At 53.6% G+C, this 12,543-nt stretch carries 9 protein-coding genes; 4 read left to right on the top strand and 5 right to left on the bottom strand.

What is annotated here, in order from left to right:
- Positions 1-69: 69 nt before the first annotated feature.
- From AB1483_11895 to queG, 5 genes are all read right to left on the bottom strand, one after another.
- The gene (locus tag AB1483_11895; protein ID MEW6413152.1) at positions 70-735 is read right to left on the bottom strand and encodes a thiamine diphosphokinase; all 666 of its coding nucleotides are present in this window, start codon (positions 733-735) and stop codon (positions 70-72) included.
- Complete coding sequence (glk, locus tag AB1483_11890) at positions 735-1,703, bottom strand: glucokinase (protein ID MEW6413151.1); 969 nt, start codon at positions 1,701-1,703, stop codon at positions 735-737. The genes AB1483_11895 and glk overlap by 1 nt, the downstream gene beginning before the upstream one ends.
- Positions 1,700-3,661 carry a transketolase gene (locus AB1483_11885; protein MEW6413150.1) on the bottom strand — a complete coding sequence of 654 codons (1,962 nt, stop codon included), beginning with the start codon at positions 3,659-3,661 and terminating at the stop codon, positions 1,700-1,702. Before AB1483_11885 ends, glk begins: the two co-directional genes overlap by 4 nt.
- Positions 3,662-3,735: 74 nt before the next feature.
- On the bottom strand, positions 3,736-4,383 hold the full coding sequence (gene rpe, locus AB1483_11880) for a ribulose-phosphate 3-epimerase (GenBank protein MEW6413149.1): 648 nt from the start codon (positions 4,381-4,383) through the stop codon (positions 3,736-3,738).
- A 75-nt stretch (positions 4,384-4,458) separates the two neighbouring features.
- On the bottom strand, positions 4,459-5,427 hold the full coding sequence (gene queG, locus AB1483_11875; protein ID MEW6413148.1) for a tRNA epoxyqueuosine(34) reductase QueG: 969 nt from the start codon (positions 5,425-5,427) through the stop codon (positions 4,459-4,461).
- 371 nt (positions 5,428-5,798) lie between these two features.
- Between queG and AB1483_11870 the strand changes: the two genes are divergently transcribed.
- From AB1483_11870 to AB1483_11855, 4 genes are read left to right on the top strand one after another with little or no spacing between them, the layout of a single operon-like run.
- The gene (locus tag AB1483_11870; protein MEW6413147.1) at positions 5,799-6,293 is read left to right on the top strand and encodes an Lrp/AsnC ligand binding domain-containing protein; all 495 of its coding nucleotides are present in this window, start codon (positions 5,799-5,801) and stop codon (positions 6,291-6,293) included.
- A gap of 11 nt (positions 6,294-6,304) precedes the next feature.
- Positions 6,305-6,811: an NADH-quinone oxidoreductase subunit NuoE gene (gene nuoE / locus AB1483_11865; GenBank protein MEW6413146.1), complete on the top strand. Its 507-nt coding sequence runs from the start codon at positions 6,305-6,307 to the stop codon at positions 6,809-6,811.
- A 9-nt stretch (positions 6,812-6,820) separates the two neighbouring features.
- Complete coding sequence (gene nuoF, locus AB1483_11860) at positions 6,821-8,578, top strand: NADH-quinone oxidoreductase subunit NuoF (GenBank protein MEW6413145.1); 1,758 nt, start codon at positions 6,821-6,823, stop codon at positions 8,576-8,578.
- An 8-nt stretch (positions 8,579-8,586) separates the two neighbouring features.
- Entirely contained in the window at positions 8,587-12,321 is a 3,735-nt protein-coding gene (locus AB1483_11855) for a molybdopterin-dependent oxidoreductase (GenBank protein ID MEW6413144.1), read from the top strand.
- Positions 12,322-12,543: the final 222 nt, after the last annotated feature.

Here is a 12,543-nt window from a genome sequence, read left to right as displayed (position 1 = left end):
TGACCCTTTGTCAAGTAATGAATATATCGAAAGCAGTAAGAATTTTCTTCATTGTCGGCAGGCCAACTATCAGTCGATTCGTGGTTTACCGGCAAAGCCACGCCAAATGAACGCCTCCCCCTCCACGGTCACGATCGCCCGACGACTTCGGACCCGGTTGCGCAAACTCCGGCTCTCCCCTCGCCTCAAACTGACCTTCTCAACATCATAATCCGTACCGGTCCAGCTCAAGATGATTCTTTGTGAGAGCGGTATCACCGACACCGTATCCCCGACAGCATTTCGAAAAATCGCGCCACCGTCTTTAACAAAACGCAGTTCTCCTCTCGCACTGAGTATGCGAATCTTCCCCCCACTTTTTACCCAGTCAGTGACTTTCGAAGATGTCAGGAGCATCAGGTTGCCGATGAAATGGTCCATATCCCCGACACCGGGCATCACGATATCTATGTTTCGCGCTTTGTGCTCGATGCAGTACTCGACGGCCAGTTGACTGTCGGTTTTGTCTTTTCTGACGGGAAATTTGATAACTCTGGTCTGGGGCGATAATTTCTTGGGAAGGCCTGCAACCGAATCGAAGTCCCCCATCAAGACATCGGGCCTGAGACCCGCTCTTTTGAAAAAGCTGTAGCCGCCATCAACCGCGATCCTGACTTTGGAATGGCAGAGACGCTTATAAAAGCCGAGATGACCTGCGCGGTAGGTACCACGAACGAAAAGAATACAGTTCCTCATCAGACAACCGCCCCGGCGACAATTCTGGCGGCTCCCAGCAAAGCAGTCTTTTCATCGATGATCAGACTAACGGGAACATTGCTCAGGAGCGACTCCATCTTGCCCTTTTTCGCGAATCGTTCCATAAACCGGCCCTTGTCAAGGGCGGTCATAATCTGCGGCGCTATCGGCCCACCCAGGTAAATGCCGCCGAGGGTCATGCCTTTCAGAGCCAGATTGCCCGCCTCCGAAGCACAGCAATCGACAAACATGTCGAGCGCTTTCTCGGCAATACTGTCCTCACCAGCCAGGGCCTTTTCGATAAGCTTGGCTTCTTCGTGTTTCGCTTTCTTGTACCAATCAGCCTTCGTGGCGCGCTCCGTCGCCAGCATGAATTCATAGATGTGCCCCAGCCCGGGCAGACTGATTATGTCCTCCGCCTCGACATACCCCTGGTTGCTGTAAACATATTCCCACAGCTCGGTCTCGAGCTGATTACCGGGCGAGAAATCGACGTGGCCGCCCTCCGACGCGTACGGGCAATATTTCCCGCCATCCCAGAACACCAGCGCTTCCCCAAGCCCCACACCGGGGGCGAGCAGACCAATATTGCCGTTCTTGACTTTCTTGCCCTGATTGATCACGATGAACTTATCATCATCGAGTTCAAACAGCCCGTGCGCGGTCGCGACAAGATCGTTCATGATCCTGACTTCTTTGAAATCATATTCTTTGGCGATGCCCCGACCGGTGATTTTCCAGGGGATATTTGTCGCGGTAACTTTGTTATCGATAACCGGACCGGCGACACCGAAACAGGCGATATCGCGGTCGGCTTTGTACTTTCTTAGATAGAGGCTGAGGATAGAATCGAAATTGGTGAAGTCGGCGTTGGTGAAGCTTCGATGGTTCACCAGATGTGGCCGTCCACCATGGACAGCCACTCTGGCAAGATCGGTCGTAACAGCTGTTATATAGCCCGCTATCATTCCAAAAGCGTTTCTATCCTGGCGGCAATAGAGCCGGCATCGATGCCGAGCATCTTGTACAGTTCGGACGGCTTCCCCGATGCTCCATAGCGGCTCACGCCAAGCTTTGTAAGTTTCGTGCGAAGACCCGCTTCGAACATCGCGGCGCCAATCGCCGTGCCGAGCCCGGTCTTCACATTGTGGTCCTCGACAACAACCACATTCTCGTATCCCGCCAACTCTTTGAGGTCATCGGGATGCAAATCACTCCAGTCAGATACGGAATATAACGCAACCGTGCGACCCTTTTCTTTTGCCATCTTCCAGGCATCCAGCGCCGCGAACAGCATGTTGCCGGCCGCGACCAACGCCAGCTTCTGACCGGAGCGAATTTTATCCATCCGGCCGTATCTATACTCGTAGCCACCGCCGAAGAACGGCTTGCCGGATTCATCGGTAACAATGGGTATGACCGACCGTCCCATGATCACGGCAAAATTGCCGGAATTCGCCAGCACATGACGTACCACTCTATCGGTCTGGTTCGGATCGGCCGGGGTGATGACTCTCCATCCGTATGTTGAATTCAACAGTCCGAAATAGTCTATACACTGGTGGGTCATACCATCTTCGCCCACGTTGATTCCGCAGTGAGTGCAAAACAACTTCACGTTGGCATGGTTGATGTCGTTCAGGCGAGCCTGATTATATGTTTCGTCGACACCGAACACGCCAAAATCCGCCCAAACGCCGATAGCCGATTCAGCCGAAAGCGATCCCGTCGTGGTGGCCACGCTATGTTCGGTGATGCCAAACTGGAAGAAGTTGTGGGGGTATTTTTTGGCGAAACCATTGGTTTTTACTGACGACGCGAGGTCACAATCGAACACACCCATAACGAAATTATCACGGCCCATGTTGGCATCGGCCACCGACACCAGCGCCGTACCGAAGGCGCTGCGGTTGTCGACCTTTGCGTCGGGTGCATACGTGGTCGGCTCACCGGTTGCGACCTTCGGGTATTCGGGGCGCTTCAGCGGCTGGCGTCCGATTACACCGGCGGCGCGCTTCTGACGATACTTCTCCAGATCGTTCTCAAGCCCGAGGTCTTTAAGGGCCTCGTCGAGACGATCCTCCTTGACCGGCGCGCCGTGGAACCCGGCGTCGTTTTCCATAAACGACACTCCCTTGCCCATCACCGTATGCGCCAGGATCATCATCGGCGCTCCTTCGTTACGCCTCGCGTCATAAAGAGCATCGTAAATCTGGTTTAAGTCATGTCCGTTTATTTCGACCACCTGCCAACCGTCGGCTTTCCACTCATCGGTAATATTTTGCGGCATGATATCATCGATACCGCCGGAAATCTGGAGACGATTGTAATCGATCAGAACTGTCAGTTTCGACAGCTTGTATTTTACGGCGATACGGCGTGATTCGGAAATCTGCCCCTTCTGCTGCTCTCCATCGCCCATCACCACATAGGTGTGAAAGTCTCTTCCCGACAGACGGCCATAGATAGCTTTGCCGATCCCGACCGACAGCCCCTGGCCCAGATTACCCGTTCCCCATTCGACGCCGGGGACGGAGCGTTCGACATGTCCTTCGAATGGAGAGCCGGCCTGACGGAATCCCGCGATGGCATCATCAATATCGAAAAAACCGGCTGACGCGAGAGCGCTGTACACGCCGGGGGAAGTATGTCCGTGGGAAATTATTATTCGGTCACGATCGTCACGGCCGGGATTTTTGGGGTCGACCTTAGCCAGATGATAAAGCACCATGTACATCTCGATTGATGACATGGAACCGCCGGGGTGGCCGGAGGCCGCCAGAGTTGTCATCTTTAAAATATTGCCGCGTGCTATACGGGCCATCTCGGTCAGTTTTTCAAACCAGTCCTCAGAGAGCCCCTTTTGTGTAAAGCCCCGCCATGAGTCAAACATTACAGCGTCTTCCTTCGCAACTTTTTCTGTCATGACCTGTTTATCTTTCCTTGTACGGATTACAAATATGAAAACAAACTACTTTCCTGATCGCAAATCGCGCCGCGTCAGAGCGCCTGAACCATTTTTGTCAGGGCTTCCCTCTCGGCACTTCTGAAAAAAGCCGAACCCATCACCAGAATATCGGCCCCCGCCTCGACCACACGCTTCGCGTTACCGGCGTCAACCCCGCCATCGACCGAGATTACGGTTTTGAGTCCGTTGGCATCGATATGCTCCCTGGCCGCTCTCACGGTATCGAGAGCCGACTCGATAAAAGCCTGCCCACCGAATCCCGGAAAAACCGACATCACCAAAAGCAAATCGAAATGCTCCAGATAGGGCAAAACCCTGTCAGCAGAGGCATCGGGATTTATCGACAATCCCGCCTCGACCCCAAGGGCTCTAATCTGGCGGGCATATTCTGCTGGTTCGGGATGGACTTCAATGTGAAATGTAATCGCATCGGCGCCCGCCTTAACGAAAGCATCGAAATATTTCTCCGGCTCTGATAGCATCAGGTGCACGTCGAGATATCTGTCGGTGATTTTATCGATAGTCTTTACGATGGCGGGTCCGAACGAGATATTGGGGACAAAGTGCCCGTCCATGATATCCAGATGCAGCCAATCCACGCCGCAGCGGTCGGCGTCGCGAATTTCATCCCCCAGTTTCGCGAAGTCGGCGCCGAGAACCGATGGTGCTATTTTGGCCATGCGCTAAATTATGAACTTTGAAGCCGAATGGCAACCCCCGCAGCCAAAAAAGTGGCTCGCCCCGTACGAGTTTTTTTAAGTCTGACGGGACTGTTTGCCATTTGCGAGGACAATTCGGGCGTTACGCTGTAAACCGTCGAGTTTCGGCCTGGTGAGCGGCGTTCCGGCAGTAAGTTCGAGAAACTGTTCGCGCGTCTCAAGGGCGAGAACACGGGCGGCATCCAAAAACTCCCCCACCCCCTTATCAGACCTGAATTCGGCATGAGCGGTCAATCTGGCCCTCTTATTGTAGGGGCAGACATCCTGACAAATATCGCACCCGAACAACCAGTCTCCCATTTTGCGCTGGAGGTCTTCGTCGATCGACGACGGCCGTTCGATTGTCAGGTAAGAAATACACTTGCTGGAATCCACTATCCCCTCCTCCAGAATTGCCCCGGTCGGGCAAGCGTCAATACACAGCCGGCAGGCGCCGCATTGCCCGTGTCTGACCGCAGTCGGATCGTCCGGTTCAAGCTCCAGGGTCGTCACTATCTCAGCCAAAAATACCCACGAACCATACTCGCGATTGATCAGCATCGTGTTTTTCCCTATAAACCCCAGCCCGGCTTTGGCCGCATACGCCCTTTCCATAAACGGACCATAGTCAACCCACCACTTGAAATCGTGTTTTGTGTCGGCCTCAAGGCGCTGCTTCAGCTTGTAAATCAGGTGCTCCGTCTTCTTCGTAAAGACTTTGTGATAATCTCTCCCTCGCGCATATCGCGACACCCTGCCAAACCCATCCGGCATCGTGGGGCTGTTTTCGACGTAGTAGTTCAGGCCGAGCATTATAACGGACCGCAGGCCCCCACCCAGATTCGATGGATCGGTTCTGCGCTCGGTGTTCTGAGCCAGCCACTCCATCTCAGCGTGATAACCCTTATCCAGCCACTGAAAAAGGCGTTCTTTCGCCGGCGTAATGACATCGACCGTGGCTATCCCGCACAAGTCGAAGCCGCAAGCGGCCGCAAGCTCTTTGATCGATTGACTGTTTAACGCCACGGTTCATATATAAGCGCAATCGCCGGGTCAAACCAACACATTTTCCATCAAGCTACGCCCAGTCTCCTGACGGACCGAATACTCTACGCCACAGTAAAATTTTCTGCCCTTAAATTGGCGGGAGAATGGTCGCTTTTCGGGCGAAAGTTGCCGGAAAACAGGGAAAATACGATTGACAAAAGGGGCTGTGAGACTTAATTTTGTGTCTTGTTTTCTAAAAACCAAAAAGGTTTAATTGTGACTTTGTTTTATTCAACATTTTGTGAAAGAATTCTCAAGCCATTGAGGGTCCGACACTTGACTTTTGACGCGAAAAACAATACTAATCCAGTAGTGTATAGCTCTCCGACCACCTGGGGAAAGGAGATCAAATGAGCACCGGAGCGTATGTTCTGGTCAAATTTGACGACCGAAACAAACTGCTTCCCGCTGTTGAATCTATCGGCGGCATAAAACAGATCCAAAGTTGGGATGCCGTTGATGGTCATTTCAATCTGGTTTTGAAGCTGAATTCAAACGATCCTGAAGCGATTGAACAAATCCGCAAATTGGATGGGTGCACCCGTCTTTCCTTGTGCGAGTTCAAGTCCGATGCCAACGGCGAGACCGAACTGGCGCCGGAATTATCATACAGCTACGTGTTTATCGAGACAGAACGCTTCCAGCAACAGACCGTGCAGAGCCTTCTTGAAAAAAACGAAGCCGTTCAAAAGTGCACTCCCGTCACCGGCGCCTGTGACCTGGTGGCTCTGGTCAAAGGCGAGACTTTTGATAAGATTGATCGCATAGTAAACCATGGTATTCGGCCGCTCGACGGTATTCTTCGTCTCAAGCAAGACCGCATCATCTTTCTGGATAGAATGTAGGAGATCCCCTGATGGCTCAGCGAACTACAGATAACCTCAAGAACTTCAATGTCGATTTATGGAAGTACGATGGTCAGGCGGGGGCGTTGATTCCCCTTTTGCAATCGGCGCAGGACACCTATGGATATATCTCCGAAAAGGCCATTGACTATATCAGCCACATCACCGGCATCCCATCGGCCGACATCTACGGTGTGGTGACGTTTTACGCGCAGTTTCGCACCAAACCTCTCGGCAAATACGTTATAAAGGTCTGCAACGGCACGGCCTGCCACGTTAATGGCGCCAAAACCATAACTGACACGATTAACGATGAGTTGAACATAGATTACGATGAGACTTCGGACGATGGTTCTTTCTCCCTTCTTTCTGTTGCCTGTATCGGCTGCTGCTCGCTCGCGCCGGTGATTGTCATCAACGATGAGACCTATGGCCGTCTTACGCCGGCCAAGCTGCGCAAGATCCTTCGGACGTACAAAAATAAAGCGAAAAAAGAAACCCCCGGCGAGGATGAGTAAGGACATACTATGAAAACGGTTAAAATCGGACTGGGGACCTGTGGAATATCGGCCGGCGGCGAGAAGGTTTACAGGGCCTTTCAGGATGAACTGAAGGAACATCCCGATGCCTTCACTCTTCAGGAGACCGGCTGCATCGGCATGTGTTATCGCGAAGTACTGGTTGAAATATCCAACGGCAACGGCACCTCGCACATGTATGGCGAAGTAACTCCCGAGAGAGTCGGACAGATTGTACAGGATGATATCATCGGCGGCTCTACTATCGACGAGTGGCTGGTCAGCGGCGAAGGTCGCGAAATCGGGTTCTTTGACCGGCAAGAGCGCATAGTCCTGAGAAATTGCGGTGTCATCGATCCGGGTTCAATAGATGAATATATCGCCCGTGGGGGCTACGAGGCGGCTCGCAAGGCGCTCACGAAAATGTCGCCCGAGGCTATAATTGCTGAGATCGAAAAATCCGGACTCCGCGGACGCGGCGGCGGTGGATTCCCCACCGGCACGAAATGGAAATTCACCCGCGGCGCCAAAGGCACAAAGAAATACATCATCTGTAATGCCGACGAAGGCGACCCGGGCGCATTTATGGACCGTTCGGTTCTGGAAGGCGACCCCAGCTCGGTTTTGGAAGGCATGATAATCGCCGGCTACGCTATCGGAGCCGACGAAGCCTACATCTACTGCCGCGCTGAGTATCCCAAAGCTATCGCCCGCTTGCGCCTGGCCATTGCCCAGGCCAAAAAGAAAGGATTCCTCGGCGACAACATCTTCGGCACCGATTACACCTTCAACATAAAGATCAAAGAAGGTGCCGGAGCGTTTGTGTGCGGTGAGGAGACAGCGCTCATCGCTTCTATCGAAGGCAAACGCGGTATGCCCCGCTTCCGTCCCCCCTTCCCGGCCCAGTCCGGTCTGTGGGGCAAGCCTACCAACATTAACAACGTCGAGACATTCGCCAACGTACCGTGGATCATACTTAACGGCGGAGATGCTTATGCCGCCTACGGCACGGCCGACAGCAAGGGCACTAAAGTCTTCGCCATGGCCGGCAAGGTCAAACGCACCGGGCTGGTCGAAGTGCCCATGGGCGTCACCATCAACCAGATCATCTTCGATATCTGCGGCGGCATCATAAACGACAAGAAATTCAAGGCGGTCCAGATGGGCGGACCGTCGGGCGGATGTATCCCCGCCGAAATGTGCGATATCCAAATCGACTACCAGCAAATCAACAAGACCGGCGCTATCATGGGTTCCGGCGGTCTGGTGGTCATGGATGAAACCACCTGTATGGTCGATGTCGCCAAGTTCTTCCTTACCTTCACCCAGGCCGAATCCTGCGGCAAGTGTACCTTCTGCCGTATAGGCACCAAACGCATGCTCGAGATACTCGAAAGAATCACGGCCGGCGAAGGTACGATGGAAGACCTGGATAACCTCGATGAGCTTTCCGATCAAATCAAGTCGGCATCGCTATGCGGGCTCGGTCAGACCGCTCCCAACCCGGTGCTCACGACTCTGAAATATTTCCGCTCGGAATATGAGGCCCACATTCGCGACAAGAAATGCCCGGCCCACGTATGTTCTTCGCTGTTAACATATACCATTAACGACAACTGTACCGGCTGTACCGTCTGCGCCACCGCCTGCCCCACGGAAGCGATATTCGGAGAAAGAAAGAGACTCCACATGATTGACCAGAATAAGTGTATCAAGTGTGGCAAATGCTTCACGGTCTGCCGGTTCGATGCCGTGGTTAAGGATTGAGGTGAAACATGGTTAAACTTACTATCAACGGAAAAGAAATCACGGCGTCACCCGATCAAACCATCCTGAAAGTCTGCCGTGAACAGAACATAGACAACATCCCGACCCTCTGCTATGACGACAAACTCCATCCGTTCGGCTCATGCTTTTTGTGTGTGGTCGAGCTTGAAGGTCAGAGCAGACTCTTCCCCGCCTGCGCCACTAAAGTCGCCGAGGGGATGAAAATACGGACCCGATCGGAAAAGGTTCTACGCGCACGCAAAACCTGTCTGGAACTTCTGGTCTCCGACCACTATGCCGACTGCTTCGGCCCCTGCCGCCTGAATTGCCCGGCCGATGTCGATATCCAGGGTTACATGTCGCTAATCAACCTGGGCAAATTCAAAGAAGCTGTGGCGTTGATTAAAGAAAAAAACCCGCTTCCGTCAGTCTGCGGGCGTGTCTGCACTCGAAAGTGCGAGATAAACTGCCGCCGCGCTCTGGTTGACGCCCCCGTCGGGATCGACTTCCTTAAGAGATATGCCGCCGACCAGGATATGATCGGCGAAATGTGGCGCCCCGAAACCAAACCGGATAATGGACAGTCTGTCGCTATTATCGGCGCCGGCCCGGCCGGCCTGACGGCTGCCTACTATCTCATTCTCGAAGGGTACCGTCCGGTCATTTACGAGTCACTGCCGAATCCGGGTGGTATGCTTCGCTATGGCATCCCCGAATACCGTTTGCCGAAGGCTGTCCTCGACAAAGAGATCGACTGGATCACGTCGCTGGGGGCAGAACTGCACACCAACAAGACTCTCGGCAAAGACTTTACCATCGACGACCTCTTCAAACAGGGCTTCAAGGCGATCTTTGTCGGTCTCGGCGCACAGGTCGGAAAACCGATGCGCGTTGAGAACGAAGAGGTCGAGGGTGTCCTCTCCGGCGTGGAATTCCTTCGCCAGGTGGAGATGAAAACCAACCCGGATATCAAGGGCCGCGTTGTGGTGGTCGGTGGCGGCAACACCGCTATCGACGCCGCTCGCACATCGTTGCGCCTTGGGGCCGACGAGGTGGTTCTCCTCTATCGCCGCACCCGCAAAGAGATGCCCGCTAACGAAATGGAAATCGTCGCCGCTGAAGAAGAGGGCGTCAAGATGGAATTTCTCGCCGCGCCGGTAAAGGTGAACACGGCCGATGGTCGCATGGTGTCCATGGATTGTATCCGCATGGAATTGGGCGCCCCCGATGAATCCGGCCGCCGTCGCCCGGTGGTAATCGACGGTTCCGAGTACACAATCGAAGCTGATTGGATTATATCGGCTATCGGGCAGGAACCTGACCTCGATAGCGTTAGCGCCGACCAGAAGATTCAACTCACCAAGTGGAAAACAATTATCGCTAAAGACGGCACTTTCGACACCGACCGCCCCGGCGTGTTCGCCGGTGGTGATGTTGTCACCGGACCGGCCGATGCTATCGATGCTATCGCGGCGGGCCGCAAAGCCGCCTACGCCATTGACAAATACATTCGTGAAAATGTTATCACTCCGATCGGCAAACGGTTCGAGAGCCGCCGCGACAACTTCCACAAGATGACGGCTCAGGACCTTCCCGATATCGGCACCAGCCAGCGCCTCCATATGCCCGAACTGACAGTTGATCAGCGCATCAGGACGTTCGATGAAGTCGAAACCGGCTTCACCCAAGAAATGGCTATGACCGAGTCGCTCCGATGTGCCGAGTGCGGCTGTGATGTTGCTCTCTCGTGCCAACTCCAGGACTATTGCTCTGAGTACGGCGTGGATCAAACGAGGTTCGTTGGAGCATACAGCAAGTACAAAGTCGATACCCGGCACCCGTTTATTAAGATCGACTCCAACAAGTGTATCCGGTGCGGCCGTTGCGTATCGACTTGCAGTGAAATACTCAACGTTTCGGCGCTGGGCTTCGTGAATCGCGGCTTCAAAACCATTGTCAAACCGGCTCTCGAAAAAGCCCTGCACGAGACCAACTGCGTCTCTTGCGGCAATTGTATCGATGTCTGCCCGACCGGCGCATTGAACGAAAAGATGCCGTTCCGCCGCGTCGGACCATGGAAGATGGAAACAACCTACAATATCTGCAACTACTGCTCGGTGGGTTGTAACATCACCATCAATCACAAAACACCCGACTTGTTCTTCGTCACCGGCGCGCCGCCCGATGCCTCGCCCAATCACGGCGAGTTGTGCGTCAAGGGACGCTTCGGGTACGGGCACTATCTCGACGGGAGCCGTCTGACCAAACCGATGGTCAAGAAAGGCGATAAACTCGTCGAGGTGACCTGGGAAGAAGCTTTTGACGCCGTTACCAAAGGTTTCAAAAAAGTGTTCGAGGACAACGATCGCGACCAGACGCTCGTCGCGGCATCGCCGAAATTGACCAACGAAGAATTGTATCTGGCAGGTATGCTCGCGCGCGCGGCAATCGGGACTAATAACACGACATCTTTTCACAAGATGACGACCGATCCCGCCAGCCACGCGCTCGACGACATGCTTGGCTACACTGCCGCCACGGTGAACGGCGATGAAGCCGCTAACGCTGACATGTATCTCTTCCTCGGCGGCAACCCGACCAGCGAGAACCCGGTGCTCGGATGGAAACTCAAGCGGAGAATCAAAAGAGGTATTCCCTCGGTGGTCATCAATTCCGGCGAAATCGACCTCGCTGATTACGCCACTGTCTGGGCAGACCCGCGCCGTGGTACCTCGACCATATTGTTGAACGCCGTAATGGCGCGTCTCATTGAGAACGGCAAGGTCAATGAGAACTTCATCAAAAATCGTACAGCCAATTTCGAACAGATTAGGCAAGAATTGGCTAAGACAGATGTCGACGAAGCTGCCTCCGTCTGCGGCGTGGCTGTTGAGACTATCGACGCGGTAGCCAATCTGCTCGCTGATCCATCAAAGAAGCTCGTCGCCTACTACAACCTCGACAGCCGCATCGACCGCTCCAACAATGAGCTTAAGGCCCTGATTACTCTTCTGCTGATGCTCGGTAAGGTGGGTGTTGAAGGCTCCGGGTTGGTTCTGACCAGCAGTCAGTGCAACTATACCGGCATGCAGATGGTCGGTTTTGACCGGCACCTGCTTCCCGGCGGCGTAAGCGCGTCGAACGAAAAGGCCCTGAAAGATGTCGGCGCTCTGTGGCAAACCGACCTGGCCAAGACCATGAAAGAGTCCGGCGCGAATCTCTCCAAAAAGATGCGCGAAGACAAGATTCGCGCTGCCATCATTCTTGGGGAGAATCCGGCCAAGGATGCCGAGTTTAACGCCTTTGTCGATAAACTCGATTTCCTCGTGGTGGCTGATCTGTTCAAAACCGAAACCGTTCAGATGGCCGATGTTTTCCTTCCACTCTCCTCTTATCTGGAGAACCGGGGACACCTTACCAACTGGGCGGGGCTTAAACAGCACACCAACCCGATTGGCGCGCCAATGACCGGCAAAACAAACATCGACCTGTTCAAAACACTGCTGAATTGCCTCGGCTATAAGCGGGCGATCAACGGTTTCGATGAACTGGTCAGCGAGATCGCTTTCCTGGAAAAGAAATTCGGGATCACGGTGCCGATAAGCGCCTCATTCCCGACTTCGGACGGAAAAGCGCATTTCACTCTCTACTCGGCGGAAGTCTCGACAACATCGGCAGACTTCACCAGAGTGATCGAAATTGACTCGCGCATCGCCGACCGAACGAAACTGATCAACGTTTAGACGACAGTACGATTCAGACTACCAGGGCCGCATTCTCCGAATGCGGCCTTTTCATTTTAGAGCTTATCCGCCAACAACTTAACAGAGGCCGAATAATCCTTCTTTTGACACATCCGCCATGAAACTTCCTCATCCATAAACTCGTTTATACTAATGGATTAAGTGGACGAATGGCCGCCAAAATACCCCTTGAGTTTTAAATTTAAACTGTTATCTTGGCGC

Source organism: Candidatus Zixiibacteriota bacterium (assembly GCA_040756055.1).
GTDB lineage: Bacteria > Zixibacteria > MSB-5A5 > GN15 > FEB-12.
Note: the sequence above shows the minus strand (reverse complement) of the source record. Positions and strands in the feature narration are given on the sequence as shown.